General features: G+C 64.0%; 10 protein-coding genes. All 10 read left to right on the forward strand.

Features of this window, described 5'->3' with window-relative positions; genetic code table 11:
- Nucleotides 1–78: 78 nt before the first annotated feature.
- A complete protein-coding gene (locus tag VFW84_RS01880) occupies nucleotides 79–1,260 on the forward strand; it encodes a ribonucleotide-diphosphate reductase subunit beta (RefSeq protein WP_329678733.1) in 1,182 nt (393 codons plus the stop codon).
- Nucleotides 1,261–1,423: 163 nt separating this feature from the next.
- On the forward strand, nucleotides 1,424–1,936 hold the full coding sequence (locus tag VFW84_RS01885; protein ID WP_329678734.1) for a histone: 513 nt from the start codon (nucleotides 1,424–1,426) through the stop codon (nucleotides 1,934–1,936).
- A 76-nt stretch (nucleotides 1,937–2,012) separates the two neighbouring features.
- A complete protein-coding gene (locus VFW84_RS01890; RefSeq protein ID WP_329678735.1) occupies nucleotides 2,013–2,351 on the forward strand; it encodes a DUF167 domain-containing protein in 339 nt (112 codons plus the stop codon).
- A gap of 174 nt (nucleotides 2,352–2,525) precedes the next feature.
- On the forward strand, nucleotides 2,526–2,729 hold the full coding sequence (locus VFW84_RS01895) for a hypothetical protein (RefSeq protein ID WP_329678736.1): 204 nt from the start codon (nucleotides 2,526–2,528) through the stop codon (nucleotides 2,727–2,729).
- 147 nt (nucleotides 2,730–2,876) lie between these two features.
- Nucleotides 2,877–4,664 (forward strand): long-chain-acyl-CoA synthetase, encoded by a 1,788-nt coding sequence (locus VFW84_RS01900; RefSeq protein ID WP_329678737.1) that lies wholly within the window; start codon nucleotides 2,877–2,879, stop codon nucleotides 4,662–4,664.
- A gap of 100 nt (nucleotides 4,665–4,764) precedes the next feature.
- Complete coding sequence (gene ettA / locus VFW84_RS01905) at nucleotides 4,765–6,429, forward strand: energy-dependent translational throttle protein EttA (RefSeq protein ID WP_329678738.1); 1,665 nt, start codon at nucleotides 4,765–4,767, stop codon at nucleotides 6,427–6,429.
- A 531-nt stretch (nucleotides 6,430–6,960) separates the two neighbouring features.
- On the forward strand, nucleotides 6,961–7,977 hold the full coding sequence (locus VFW84_RS01910; protein ID WP_329678739.1) for a hypothetical protein: 1,017 nt from the start codon (nucleotides 6,961–6,963) through the stop codon (nucleotides 7,975–7,977).
- Between the two features lie 182 nt (nucleotides 7,978–8,159).
- Nucleotides 8,160–9,215: a putative solute-binding protein gene (locus VFW84_RS01915; RefSeq protein ID WP_329678740.1), complete on the forward strand. Its 1,056-nt coding sequence runs from the start codon at nucleotides 8,160–8,162 to the stop codon at nucleotides 9,213–9,215.
- A gap of 115 nt (nucleotides 9,216–9,330) precedes the next feature.
- On the forward strand, nucleotides 9,331–11,484 hold the full coding sequence (locus tag VFW84_RS01920; protein WP_329678741.1) for a TRAP transporter large permease subunit: 2,154 nt from the start codon (nucleotides 9,331–9,333) through the stop codon (nucleotides 11,482–11,484).
- Nucleotides 11,485–11,612: 128 nt separating this feature from the next.
- Nucleotides 11,613–14,348: a zinc-dependent metalloprotease gene (locus VFW84_RS01925; RefSeq protein ID WP_329678742.1), complete on the forward strand. Its 2,736-nt coding sequence runs from the start codon at nucleotides 11,613–11,615 to the stop codon at nucleotides 14,346–14,348.
- Nucleotides 14,349–14,357: the final 9 nt, after the last annotated feature.

The raw sequence follows: 14,357 nt of genomic DNA on the forward strand, positions 1-14,357 counted from the left end.
CATGGGCTGTTGATGTCAAGAAGTGCTTGGTGTTTTTAACAACACCCTTCCATAATCCAACCCCATAGGATGCACACCATGTTGGTCTGGGAAGACAACACACCGACCCCTTCTAATGCGCCATTGAATGCGCTCTCCGGTTCTGTGCCACCACTCGCTGGTATCGCACGGGACACGCATCCGTCACCCGTTCACGCTGTCACGCCCGCCACCACGGCATCGACACCACCCACTGCCACGCAACGTCGTGTCAACGTCGCTGACAAGCGCATCATCAATGGTCAGACCGACGTCAACCAACTGGTGCCCTTCAAGTACAAATGGGCCTGGGAGAAGTACCTCGCCACGTGCGCCAATCACTGGATGCCTCAAGAGGTCAACATGTCTCGCGACATCGCCCTCTGGAAGGACCCCAATGGCCTGAGCGAAGACGAGCGCCGCATCATCAAGCGCAACCTCGGCTTCTTCGTGACCGCCGACTCCCTGGCCGCCAACAACATCGTGCTGGGCACCTACCGCCACATCACGGCGCCCGAGTGCCGCCAGTTCCTGCTGCGCCAGGCCTTTGAAGAAGCCATCCACACCCACGCCTATCAATACATCGTTGAATCGCTGGGCCTGGACGAGTCCGAGATCTTCAACGCCTACAACGAGGTGCAGTCCATCCGCGACAAGGACGAGTTCCTGATCCCCTTCATCGAAGCGATCATGAACCCCGACTTCAAGACCGGCACCCCCGAGACCGATCAGACCCTGCTCAAGTCGCTGATCGTGTTCGCCTGCCTGATGGAAGGCCTGTTCTTCTACGTCGGCTTCACGCAGATCCTGGCACTGGGCCGTCAGAACAAGATGACCGGTGCGGCCGAGCAGTACCAGTACATCCTGCGCGATGAGTCCATGCACTGCAACTTCGGCATCGACCTGATCAACCAGCTCAAGCTCGAGAACCCGCATCTGTGGACCCCTCAGTTCAAGGCCGAGATCAAGGCCCTGTTCATCAAGGCCGTCGAGCTGGAATACCGCTATGCCGAGGACACCATGCCCCGTGGTGTGCTGGGTCTCAATGCATCCATGTTCAAGGGCTACCTGCGCTACATCGCCAACCGCCGTGCGACGCAGATCGGCCTGGAAGAGCTCTTCCCCAACGAGGAGAACCCCTTCCCGTGGATGAGCGAAATGATTGACTTGAAGAAGGAACGCAATTTCTTCGAAACCCGCGTCATCGAATACCAGTCGGGCGGTGCCCTGTCCTGGGATTGAGTCTGAGCAGCGCACTGCACGGCCGGACCACTCAACAAGACATGAACTCCCGACCTACCTCATTCATCACACCACGCTCAGATCCTAGGGGGCGTTGGGTGAGGAATCGCTGTACCGCATGCTGTGGTGCAGTGCGCTTTGCAACTTGATCAAGGAGATACGTATGGCAACTGCGAAAAAGGTCGCTCCCAAAAAGGCAGCGCCGGCCAAGAAGGCCGCTCCCGTGAAGAAGGCTGCGGCTCCGGCCAAGAAGGCGGCTCCCGCCAAGAAGGCTGCTGCTCCTGCGAAGAAGGCAGCACCCGCCAAGAAGGCCGCTCCTGCGAAGAAGGCAGCGCCCGCCAAGAAGGCCGCTCCGGCCAAGAAGGCGGCTCCTGCCAAGAAGGCAGCAGCACCCGCCAAGAAGGCCGCTCCCGCCAAGAAGGCTGCAGCACCGGTCAAGAAGGCAGCTGCCAAGCCTGCCGCCAAGCCCGCTGCCAAGAAGGTTGCTGTCAAGAAGGTTGCGGCCAAGCCCGCCGCCAAGAAGGCTGCTGCCAAGCCTGCTGCCAAGAAGGCCGCAGCCAAGAAGCCTGCCGCCAGCAAGCCTGCCCCTGCGGCCAAGAAGCCTGCCGCGCCTGCCGCGAAGACCACACTCAGCCCTCAGGCTGCCTGGCCCTTCCCGACTGGCAACAAGCCCTGATCCCTCAAGGCTTGCATGAACGGGGGCTCCGGCCCCCGCTCTCCACCCGGCTTCGGCCGGGTTTTTTCATTGGCACATGGACATGAGCTCCCACTCACCCCAAAGCTGGCCCTGCCTGAGAGTCGATGGCAAAGGCGCACGCGTCATCCTCGACATCAGCGTCTCGCCCAATGCCAAGAAGACCGAACTGGTCGGCTGGCACGACGGTGCCCTGCGGGTCCGGCTATCGGCCCCACCCGTGGATGGCGCGGCCAATGAGGCCTTGAGGCGCTGGCTCTCGCAAGAGCTGAGCATCCCGCAGTCGCGCGTGGAATTGCTGCGTGGCGCCAGTGGCCGACGCAAGCAATGGGCCTTGGAGATCGATGAGGCGGCCGTGGTGGACTGGCTCACCCGGCAGAGCGTTCTCACCCTTTGAAAAGACTGGCCACCAGCCCCCCCTCAAGCGAGGGCCGCCCCCTCAATCGGGCGCTTGGTCAGACAGCTCGGCAGGGCTACAGTGCTTGCATGGCTGCACAGCCTGTGCCTCCAGGCGCAGCCAGACTTCACCCCGGTGGAGTCCTCTCTTGTGATCGGAGGCTTGGAGTCTCTCATGTCCAGCCAGCAACCGGCCGCCCAGTCCACCTCCTTCGAGCTCAATGATGTGCAGAACGCCCTGTTCGAGTTGCACAGCGGCCTGATGAGCCTCAAGGCCTCCCTGCAGGAGCTCGCTCAACTGCATGATCAGGAGCTCGCCGCCTGCGAGGCCCAGCTCGAAACCGACAAGCTGCTCAACCGCCTGCGCCGCGCAGCGTGAACCGCCTCGCTCCTGAAAACAGACCCGGCCATTGGCCGGGTTTTTTCTTGGGGCACACTCCTTGCCCATGATCAATGGTCACCCGCATCGCGCCACCCACACTGTGCGATGCTGCAGACCTCTGAACACAAGAGGCCACCACTCACCATGCCCGACACGTCAAGGATCAGCCTCCCCTCCCTGCTCAAGGGTGTCGCCAGCTCCCTGACAGGCAGCGCATCCATCCTCAAGGGCTTGTGGTGGCTGCTGCGCCTCAAGCCCGACATGCCCCACTCGATCGGTGCCCTGCTGGAAGACCGCGCCAGCCGCTGGCCCGAGCACCTCGCTCTGCGCTTTCAGGATCGCCAGTGGACCTACGCGCAGTTCAATGCCTGGGTCAATCAGTTGGCCGCCGTGCTGCGTGATCGCGGCATCCGCGCTGGCGATGTGGTGGGCATCCTCATGGACAACAGCCCCGAATGCCTGGCCTGCGTCGCAGCCACGGTGAAGCTGGGCGCCGTGGCCGGCATGCTCAACCACCACCAGCGTGGCCAGGTTCTGGCGCACAGCATCCAGGCCATCCACCCCGCCTTGTTTCTGGTGGACGAGGCCGGCACGGCCGCCCTGTCGAGCACCGAGCATGACCCCGCATCGGCGCACCACCGCACGCCTTGCCTGGATGTGATCGCCCTGGCCCAGGCCTGCGCCACGGCCAGCTCAGACAACCCGCCCGAGACGGCTCAGGTCCTGCTGCGCCAACGCTGTTTCTACATCTTCACCTCAGGCACCTCCGGACTCCCCAAGGCCTCGGTGATGACGCATTACCGCTGGATGCGCGCCATGGCGGGCGTGGGCCACACCACCGCGCGCCTGGGCCCCGAGGACGTGCTCTACCTGCCGCTGCCGCTGTATCACAACAACGCCCTGACCATCAGTTGGGGCGCGGCATTGGCAGGCGGCGCCTGTCTGGCCCTGTCGCGCCGCTTCAGCGCCAGCCGCTTCTGGGACGAAGCGCATCGCCATGGCGCCACCGCCTTCTGCTACATCGGCGAGATCTGTCGCTACCTCCTGGAGCGCCCGCCCACACCCCAGGATCGAAGCCATCAGGTCACGCTGGCCTTGGGCAACGGTCTGCGCGCCGACCTCTGGCCGCAGTTCCAGGAGCGCTTCGGCATCGAACGGGTCGGAGAGTTCTACGCCGCCAGCGAATGCAATCTGGTCTTCGTCAACGTCTTCAATCTGCAGGCCACCGCGGGCTTTTGCCCCTTGACCTACGCCATCATCGAGGTCGATACCGACAGCAGCGAGCCCCTGCGGGATCCTCGGGGACGCGCCAGGAGCGTCCCACCTGGCGGCGTGGGCCTGCTGGTCACACAGATCGATGATCGCAAGCCCTTTGACGGCTACACCGATGCACGTGCCAGCGAACAGAAGGTGCTGCGCGACCTGATCGAGCCAGGCGACTGCTGGTTCAACACGGGGGATCTGGTGCGCGACCAAGGCTGGCGGCATGTGCAGTTCGTCGATCGCCTGGGGGACACCTTCCGCTGGAAGGGCGAGAACGTGGCCACACGGGAGGTCGAAAGCGCCATCGACGGTTTCCCGCAGGTGCAAGAAAGCGTGGTCTATGGCGTGCAGGTCCCCGGGTGCGAAGGCCGCGCAGGCATGGCGGCCCTGCGCCTGCGAGACGACGAGCCGACCCTGCACGGCGAAGCACTCGCACAGCACCTGCGCGCACGACTGCCCCGCTATGCCGTGCCACTCTTCCTGCGCTTACGCAAGGACCAGTCCGTCACGGACACCTTCAAGCACCGCAAGGGCGACCTCAAGACAGCGGGTTTCGATCCGGCACAGTGCGGCGAACCCGTGTTCGTGCTCCACGACAGCCACCAGGGCTATGTGCCGCTGACGCCGGAAATCGCCGAGCAGATCCACCAACAGCAGTGGCGCTGGTGAGGCTCGGCTGGCGGGGGGCTTGACCCGGCTGCTAAGCTTACGCTTTTGCACCTTACATCCCATGCCGGGGCGATGACGCTTCGGGCATGCAGGCACCACCATGGCCCAATACGTATTCACGATGAACCGAGTGGGGAAGATTGTTCCCCCGAAACGGCAGATCCTCAAGGACATCACCCTCAGCTTCTTCCCCGGCGCCAAGATTGGCGTGCTGGGTGTGAACGGCTCGGGCAAGTCCACCTTCCTCAAGATCATGGCAGGCGTGGACAAGGAAATCGAGGGCGAAGCCGTCCCGATGCCCGGCATCAAGATCGGCTACCTGCCCCAGGAGCCCGTCATGAACCCCGAACAGACGGTGCGCGAAGCCGTGGAGGAAGGCATCGGCGGGGTGCTGGCCGCCAAGAAGCGCCTGGACGAGGTCTATGCGGCCTATGCCGAACCCGACGCCGACTTCGACGCCCTGGCCGCCGAACAGGGTGAGCTGGAAGCCATCATCGCTGCAGGCGGCTCCGAGAACACCGACCTGCAACTCGAACTGGCCGCCGACGCACTGCGCCTGCCCGCCTGGGATGCCGTGATCGGCAACCTCTCCGGTGGTGAAAAGCGCCGCGTGGCCCTGTGCCGCCTGCTGCTGTCCAAGCCCGACATGCTGCTGCTGGACGAACCCACCAACCACTTGGACGCCGAGTCCGTCGACTGGCTGGAGCAGTTCCTGCAGCGCTTCTCGGGCACCGTGGTGGCCATCACCCACGATCGCTACTTCCTGGACAACGCCGCCGAGTGGATCCTCGAACTCGACAGCGGCGCAGGCCACCCTTACAAGGGCAACTACTCCGACTGGCTGGAGGCCAAGGAAAAGCGCCTGGAGGCCGAACAGAAGACCGAAGACGCCCGCGCCAAGGCCCTGAAGCAGGAACTGGAATGGGTTCGCAAGAACACCAAGGGCCGCCAGGCCAAGAGCAAGGCCCGTCTGGCCCGCTTCGAAGAGCTGAGCGACGTCGAATACCAGAAGCGCAACGAGACCAACGAAATCTTCATCCCCGTGGCCGAGCGTCTGGGCAATGAGGTCATCGAGTTCAAGAACGTCACCAAGTCCTTCGGCGACCGCTGCCTGATCGACAACCTGTCGTTCAAGGTGCCGGCAGGTGCCATCGTCGGCATCATCGGCCCCAACGGCGCCGGCAAGTCGACGCTGTTCCGCATGATCCAGGGCGTCGAGAAGCCCGACAGCGGTGAAGTGACCATCGGCAAGACCGCCCAACTGGCCTTCGTCGACCAGAGCCGCGAAGGCCTGGCCGCCGACAAGACCGTGTGGGAAGACGTCTCCGGCGGTCTGGACAACATCGTGGTGGGCAAGTTCGTGATGCCCTCGCGCGCCTACATCGGCCGCTTCAACTTCAAGGGCAACGACCAGCAAAAGCTGGTGGGCAACCTCTCCGGCGGTGAGCGCGGCCGCCTGCACCTGGCCAAGACCCTGGCCCAGGGCGGCAACGTGCTGATGCTGGACGAACCCTCCAACGACCTGGACGTCGAAACCCTGCGCGCCCTGGAAGACGCCCTGCTGGAGTTCGCAGGCTCGGCCATGATCATCTCCCACGATCGCTGGTTCCTTGACCGCATCTGCACGCACATCCTGGCGTGCGAAGGCGACTCGCAGTGGTTCTTCTATGACGGCAACTACCAGGAGTACGAAGCCGACAAGAAGAAGCGCCTGGGCGAAGAAGGCGCACGTCCCAAGCGTGTGCGCTTCAAGCCCATCAAGTAAGCACATTGCCTCACCACGAAGCCCGGTCACCGCACCGGGCTTTTTTCTGCTTCTTCGCGGAGTTTCTAGGTCGCTTTTCATGCGCCGAGATCTTGTGTTCTTGCGGTGCAGCGCGGGGCGCGGGGTGAAGGGGCACGCGGCCGGGCTTCAATGTGGGTGGTTCCGTCGAAGACGGGACCACCCACATTGAAGCCCACCCGGAAGTTGGCTCAGCCCACGCCCCGCGATGCATCGACAAAGCGCACATCAGGTGACACAACAACCCCTGAAAATACGTGATGAGGCTTTTTTCATCCAGACGTCCGCAAGGCCTTGTGTGGCTTGAGTTTTTCGGGAGAACCCTAGGGTTTGTTGGGGCGGTCACCAGCGTATGGGCCGCTAGAATTTTGAGGACTTTTTGGCGGAATGCCGCCGAGCGTTACAAGTACTTGCCAACCCTCACCCCCTGCCCCATCACCAGCCAAGCTGCGGCGTGATCTGCCGCTCTGCTGGTCGGAGCCCCTTAGTGGAGACTGATCAATGATTCCGAGGATGACCCGACTTCTGACCGCCACCGTGATGGCCGTCTCAGCCATGACCATGAGCGGTTGCGCCTTGCTGCAATCGGGCGCCAGCGGCGTGACGCTGAACATCCTCGAAGAAGGCTTCACCCCCCCCGCGCTGAAGCTGACCGACGCGGACATGGTCTGCAACTTCGCCACCGTCAATGCACCGCTGGTGGGTGCAGCCCGAGCCTTCCATGGCGACCCCTCGCTGATGGAAGCCACGCTATACACCACTGCGGCCGTCTGTTCGGACACCAACGCACTGAACGAAGAGCTGCGCTACATGCGCGCCGTACGTGACAAGCGCCCCGACGAAGCCCAGGATGCCCGCATCGCCCAGAAGCGCTACCTGGCTCTGTCCACCGACCGCCAGTACACCGCGTTCAAACGCATGCGCGACAAGCTGGAACAGAAGTACTTCTTCAAGTACGGCAAGACCTGCCCCCGTTTCAAGCGTGACTTCGACGAGCTGACCTATCTGGCCGGCACCCTGTCGGGCCTGCTGGCCATCACCAACGACATGTCCTCACAGCAATCGGTGGGCGTGCCCACCGACATCGCACCACTGAGCGAGTTCGCCATGACCTGCCTGGACAACGCCAAGTGGTGGGGTGTGCCTCAGGCCGTTCGTGCGGCGGTGTGGTCGCTGCTGCCTGGCGGCTCCGAGGGTAAGGATGTCAAGGGCACCTTCGAGAACTCGATGGCCCTGGGTGAAGCCAAGGGCGTGCGCCTGTCCCACGTGCTCGCCACCGTGGCCGCCTCGTCGGCGGATGACACGGCCACCGTGCGCCAGACCATCAAGCGCTTTGCCAATGTCGAGAACTTCAAGCAGAACCCTGACTACCGCATCTTCGATGCGATCGCCAAGATGCAACTGCAGTTCATCTCCGACCGCATGTGGACGCAAGCCACCGGCTCGCGCACCCCGTTCAACAGCCTGGGCAAGTTCTGGGATGACAAGGCGGCCGGCAGCGATGTCAACACCGACAACTTCCTGAACTGAGCGTCCCCGGGCAAACCCTCCCCCCTCTGTGCGGGGGAGGGTTTGCCTTTTGAAAGTGCGCGAAAGATATAGTTACTCTTTTCATACAGTCGTTCAAATCCGGCAGCCGTCAGGCTGCCTTGAACGACCTGTCTGGTGATCCGCAAGGGGGCCACCCCCTCTCTCTGGTATCTAGGAGACTTATGACGCTGACGAAGACTTCGAGCAAGCTGGCATGGGCCGCGCTTGCCTTGACCACGAGCCTGACCGCACAGGCTGCACAGAAGGTCTGTGCCTATGACATGCTGGGGGCCTCGGGTGATCTGTTCAACATGGCCAAGGACTATGTCGTGGCCATGCAGCGTCATGGCGTGACGGTCGAGCTCAAGGCCTACAACAACGAAGGCGTGGCCACCGAAGACTTCCGCACCGGCCAGTGTGATGCTGTGATCGCCACCGCTTTCCGCACCCGCCAATTCAACTCTGTCGCAGCATCCACCGACACTCTGGGCGCCACCACCATCGTGCGCGACGGCAAGATCGACATGGCCAGCAGCTACGACGTGGTTCGCAAGCTGGTCCAGACCTATTCAGCATCTTCACCTCTGGTCGCCAAACTGATGGTGGAAGGCAACTATGAAGTGGGCGGCATCGTGCCCATCGGCGCGGCCTATCCCATCGTCAACGACCGCCGGATCAACACCGTCGAAGCCCTGGCAGGCAAGCGCATCGCGTCGTTCGACTACGATCGTGCCCAGGCCGTCATGATCCAGCGCATTGGTGCGCAGCCTGTGTCCGCCGACATCACGAACTTCTCGACCAAGTTCAACAATGGCTCGCTCGACATGATCGCAGCGCCCACGCTGGCCTACAAGCCGCTGGAGCTGTACAAGGGCATCGGCACCAAAGGTGCCATCGCCCGCTTCCCGATCATGATCCTGACCTACCAGATGATCATCAACCGCACCAAGTTCCCCGAGGGCTTCGGTGACAAGTCGCGTGATTACTGGCTGACCCAGTTCGACCGCTCCATGCAATTGATCAAGCAGGCCGATTCCACCGTGCCAGCCAGCACCTGGATGGAACTGAGCCCCGAAAATGCCTACAAATACACGCTGATGTTGCGCGAGTCTCGCATCGACATTGCACAGAAGGGCCTGTACGACAAGCGCGGCCTCAAGGTGATCAAGAAGATCCGTTGCGCCGTGAACGCCGCGGACCCTGAGTGCTCCACCAAGTCGGAAGAGGACTGGAAGTAAGCCTTCCGCTCACGTCCGGATCCAGCGCGCATCCTGCGCGCTCCACGGGGGGCAGTACACGCCCCCGTTTTCTTGAGTTTGGTCGCGTTCACGCGCCGAACATTTGCGAGATCGCATGCACACCTCGTCCTCCCCCAAGATTCTGGGCCGCACCCTGCTGGAGTGGTTTTCCAGCCTGCCAGTGTTCGCGCTCCTCCTGATGACCCTGATCATCGGCACTGGTGAAATGGTGCACGGCCAGTTGCTCAAGGCTGGCGAATCCATGTTTGGCAACAAAGCGGCTGGAGTTCAGTACTTCATGCTGCGCGCAGAACCCACCCGGCCCGATTGTGTCCCCATCAAGGACATCGACGCCGAAGTCCAGAAGCGAGTGGCAGAAACATCCGGCGGTGGCGGGGGCGATGACATCGACGATCTCTTTGGAGAGACCAAGGTCGACCCGGCAGAGTTGCGCAAGTCCATCGAGCAGGCCAATGGCATCTGCCAGACCAAGCACGACATGTACAAGCGCATCCTTGACCACCAGACTCCCGAGGTCAAGGCTTACCGCATGCTGGAGACCAGCTTCTTCGCGCTGTTCGAGATGGGCACGTCCAATCGTCCCCTCATCCTGCTGCTGATGGTCGTCATCGCGGGCATCACCACCACCCTGGGCAACCACCACATCGGCATCCGCCCCCCGCGCTACACCAAGGACCATGTGCTGTCGGCCCTGATCATGGCCATCGCCTCGGGTCTGCTGCTGTACTCCTGTGTCAGCTACTACCAGATCCTGCTGGCCACGGGCACCGTGGTTGAACATGTGCACCTGCACTATCTGTGGTGGATCTTCTTTGGCGTGATGCTGGCCATCAATGTCAAGCGCTTGATCATGCCGCCCGCCTGCCCGGATGGCGCTGGCAGCTGGGGTCTGGCCACACTGGCCGTGCCGCTGTTCGCCCAGATGAGCCTGATCGCGGGCATCTACTTCCTGCTCAATGGGCACAAGGCCGGTCTGGCCATCTACATCAGCCAATTGATGGAGCTGCCTGCCATCTTCCTGAACCTGGGCCTGTTCATCCTGGCCGGCATGATGCTCAAGCAGAGCCGCGTGGTCGACCTGTTCATGAACCTGCTGCGCCCCTGGCGCCTGTCGCCCCAGTTGCTGACCTACATCATCCTGCTGGCCGCAGCCCTGCCCACCGCCTACACCGGCGCCTCGGGCATCTTCGTGATCGCTGCGGGCGGCATCATCTACCACGAGGTGCGCGCCTCGGGTGGTGCCCGTCAGTTCGCGGCGGCCGCCACGGCCATGTCGGGTTCGCTGGGCGTGGTGCTGCGCCCCTGCCTGCTGGTGGTGCTGATCGCCGCGCTGAACAAGCAGGTCACCACCAACGGCCTGTATCACTGGGGCTTCTATGTCTTCCTGGTGACCTCGACGATGTTCTTCCTGGCCTCGCAGATGCTGCGCACCCAGCGCGCCAACATCGAGTCGCCGGCCGTGGCCATCCCGGCCATGCTGCGCCAGATCCCGCCCCTGCTGCCCTTCGTGGCCGTCGTCGCGGTGGTCATTGCCCTCTATGAGTATGGTCTGGACACCAAGCTCAACGAGATCACGGCGCCGATCATCATGCCCATCATGCTGCTGATCATCCTGATCTTCGACAAGATCATCAACAAGGGCAAGGCCGAGATCACGCCTGACTACGCCAGCCATCGTCAACCCGGTGTGGAGTCGTCCATCCGCTATGCCACCAACGAGACCATCGGTCACATCGGTGCCCTGATCACCCTGATGACCTTGTCGCTGGCCATCGGCGGCGTGATCGAGCGCTCCGAGGTCATGAGCCTGGCACCGTCCGTGTTCGACAACGTCTGGCTGGCCATGGGCTTCCTGCTGTTGATCCTGATCTTCCTGGGCATGGTCATGGACCCCTTCGGCGCCGTGATCCTGGTGTCCGGCACACTGGCCCCCATCGCCTATGCCAACCACATCGACCCCCTGCACTTCTGGATGGTGGTGCTGGTGGCCTTCGAGCTGGGTTATCTGTCGCCCCCCGTGGCCCTGAACCAGTTGCTGACCCGTCAGGTGATTGGTGAGGATGAGATCGACAAGGCCGATGCCGAAGTGCGCCACCTGGGCTTCTACCGCCGCTACGAGCGCTGGATCCTGCCCTCGACGGTGATGCTGGCCGGCCTGATGCTGGTGGCCTTTGGCCCCCTGCTGGTGCAAGACATTCCCAGCCTGCATTTCATCAAGGATCTGTTCCCGCAGCCCCCCGCGCTGTAAGCATCGCGCTGCCAGCCACACCCGCCGCCCCGTCGCGAAGACCGGGCGGCTTTTTCTTGGGCCTTGCACAACACCTCCCTAAGGGTGAACGCACGGCGACGCACCACTCAAATGGTAAGGTGACGCCCATGATCGGACGCCCCTTTCCTGGCCTACCCACCACCCTCGCGCTGGCCACTGTCATCCTGATGAGCGGCTGCACGCATCTGCGTGCGGTCCATCCGTCGGCATCGCCCACGCCCGGCGCACCTCCCAAGACGGCCCCGTCGTCCCCCCCGGCCACACAGGCCCCCGGCGCCCCGCCGGCTTTCGATGTGGTCATCAAGGATGCGGAACGGCAAGAGGGGCTGCTGCCGCTGTGGAAGCGCCAGGACAAGGTCTGGATCGAATTGAGTCCGAAGGACTTCGGGCGGGCCTTCTTCCTGTCGCCCAAGCTGGTCACCGGCGTCGGTGAGGCTGGGCTGTTGGGGGGCTTGCTGTCCAGTCGCTGGGCCCAGATCGGGCGCCCGCAGTGGGTGGAGTTCCGTCGCGTCAACCAGCAGGTGCAACTGGTGGCCATCAATGGCTCGTTCAGAGCCAGCCCGGACACGCCGCAGGCGCAGGCCGTGCAAGCCGCCTTTTCTCCCAGCATGCTCGCCAGTGTGGCTGTGGCCAGCGCCGCACACCCCCAACGGGGCAGTGTGCTGGTCGAGGTGTCCAGCCTGTTGACGGGCGATGTGCTGGGCCTGGGGCAGCAGTTGCAGCGCGCCTTCCGGCAAAGCTACAACCTGGATGCGCGCAACACCGCCATCACCCAGACCCGCGGCAGCCCCGCCGGGCTGGTGCTGCAGGTGCAGCAGCACTTTGCCACCGGCACCCTGGCGGCGCCCTCCGGCAGTACCGGGCCTCAACCCAGCGTGCCCACCGCCCTGCCGGATCCGCGCAGCCTGTTCATCACCGTGCAGTACACGCTGTCGCCGCTGCCCACCCAGGCCATGACACCCCGCCTGGCCGATGCCCGCGTGGGCTACTTCACCACCACGGTGGCCGACTTCAGCGACGACCTGGCACGCACACCCCGCCAGCGCTTCATCAACCGCTGGCAGATCGAGAAAAAAGACCCCAAGGCCCCGCTCTCGCCCCCTGTGCGCCCGCTGGTGTACTGGCTTGATGGCAGCATTCCCAAGGACTACCGGGGTGCCATCACCGAGGGCATCCTGGCCTGGAACAAGGCCTTCGAGGCCATCGGCATCCAGCAGGCCATCGAGGTGCGCGACGATCCGGCCCAGCAACCTCTGGACATCGTCGGCAAGGGGCAGGCCATCATCCGCTGGATGACCAACCATCAGCCCAGCTTCGGCGCCATCGGGCCCACCCATGTGGATCCGCGCAGCGGTGAGATCCTCACCGCCGACATCGCCCTGGAGAGCCTGTCTTCGCGGGCCATCCGCAGTGCGCGTGCGCAGATCCTGCAGGCTGCCCCCGGCATCGACGGCGGCACACACACCGATGCGAATGAGGCCATGCACCCTGAGCGCTGCGAGCACGGTGAGCTGGCCGCCGAACAACTGGCCTACGGACTCGACCTGCTGATGGCGCAAGGCCATCTGCCGCCCGACAGCGCCGAGGTCAAGGCCTTTGTGCTGGCCTACCTGAAAGACACCACCATGCACGAGGTGGGTCACACCCTGGGCCTGCGTCACAACTTCCGGGCCTCGCGCTGGCGCAGCCAGGCCGAGCTGCAACGCCCGCAGCCCGAGGGCAACAGCGCCTCCGTGATGGACTATGTGCCCATCAATCTGGGCCGCCCGGGCCAGCCCTGGGGCGACCCCTTCCAGACCACGCTGGGGCCGTATGACCACTGGGCCATCGAGTACGGCTACAAGCCGCTGGACGGCCCGCCCGCAGAGCAGGCGCAGGCCCTGCGCCGCATCGCTCAACGTCAGGCCGACCCGGCCTGGCAGATCGCGCTGGACTACGGCACCGACGAGGACAACGCGCTGGGCATCGACCCGCAGGCCCTGGCGTTCGATCTGGGGCGTGATCCGGTTGCCTTCGCCCGCCACCGGCTGGACCTGGCTCGCGCGCTGATCGCCCGTCAGGCCGCAGGCTCCTGGAGCACCGAGGACGACGCCACCTTGCCCCGACGCCGCATCAGCTACGCCTTGCGTGACATCGCCCGCACCTCGACCGTGCTGACCCGGCAGGTGGGCGGCCTCGTCACACGCCGTGATGCCCCAGGCAGCGGCCGCGCCCTGCTGGACCCGCTGCCCGCCGAGCAGCAGCGCGCCGCGCTCACGCTCCTGCTCGACGAGTTCCTGTCGCCACGCTCCCTGAACCTGCCGCCCGCCCTGCAGCGCCAGCTGGCGCCGGACTACTTCGAGCGGGGCGAGGGGGTGCTCGATGCCCATGGTCAGATGATCCAGACCGATTTTTCCGTGGCCGATCAGCTCGCACGCCTGCAACGCGATGTGCTGGGCAGCCTCATGAACGAGGCACTGGCCGAGCGGCTGCTGGACAACATCGACAAGACCCGTGACCGCGAACCTCAGCCCCTGACAGTGCGCGAGCTGCACCGCCGTGTGCGCGAGGCCATCTGGTCCCCTCCGGGCCCACGGATCGACGCCAACCGAGAGGCCACGGCCTCCTGGCGACGCAATCTGCAACGCGACCACGTCAATCGCCTGAGCCTGGGCATCCTGCGTGGCGGCACGCGCGCCGATGTGCGCGCCCAGTTGCGTCAGCAGGCTCGCCTGCTGATCGAACAACTGCGGCGTGCGTCGCGCGGCGGTGATCCCGACGGCACGGCGCAGGCCCACCACCGAGATTGCCTGGACACCCTGCAGCGCGCCCTGGACGCCAGCGTCGTGCGCAGCACCCCTTGAGTGATGGAC

The sequence above is a fragment of the Aquabacterium sp. genome (assembly GCF_036279655.1).
In the GTDB taxonomy this organism is placed as follows: Bacteria; Pseudomonadota; Gammaproteobacteria; order Burkholderiales; family Burkholderiaceae_C; genus Aquabacterium.

Excerpts from the sequence above, each read along its gene's own strand:
- VFW84_RS01915 (WP_329678740.1), top strand. The coding sequence starts at position 8,160 with ATGACGCTGACGAAGACTTCGAGCAAGCTGGCATGGGCCGCGCTTGCC.
- VFW84_RS01885 (WP_329678734.1), top strand. The coding sequence starts at position 1,424 with ATGGCAACTGCGAAAAAGGTCGCTCCCAAAAAGGCAGCGCCGGCCAAG.
- ettA (WP_329678738.1), top strand. The coding sequence starts at position 4,765 with ATGGCCCAATACGTATTCACGATGAACCGAGTGGGGAAGATTGTTCCC.
- VFW84_RS01890 (WP_329678735.1), top strand. The coding sequence starts at position 2,013 with ATGGACATGAGCTCCCACTCACCCCAAAGCTGGCCCTGCCTGAGAGTC.
- VFW84_RS01880 (WP_329678733.1), top strand. The coding sequence starts at position 79 with ATGTTGGTCTGGGAAGACAACACACCGACCCCTTCTAATGCGCCATTG.
- VFW84_RS01895 (WP_329678736.1), top strand. The coding sequence starts at position 2,526 with ATGTCCAGCCAGCAACCGGCCGCCCAGTCCACCTCCTTCGAGCTCAAT.
- VFW84_RS01910 (WP_329678739.1), top strand. The coding sequence starts at position 6,961 with ATGACCCGACTTCTGACCGCCACCGTGATGGCCGTCTCAGCCATGACC.
- VFW84_RS01925 (WP_329678742.1), top strand. The coding sequence starts at position 11,613 with ATGATCGGACGCCCCTTTCCTGGCCTACCCACCACCCTCGCGCTGGCC.
- VFW84_RS01900 (WP_329678737.1), top strand. The coding sequence starts at position 2,877 with ATGCCCGACACGTCAAGGATCAGCCTCCCCTCCCTGCTCAAGGGTGTC.
- VFW84_RS01920 (WP_329678741.1), top strand. The coding sequence starts at position 9,331 with ATGCACACCTCGTCCTCCCCCAAGATTCTGGGCCGCACCCTGCTGGAG.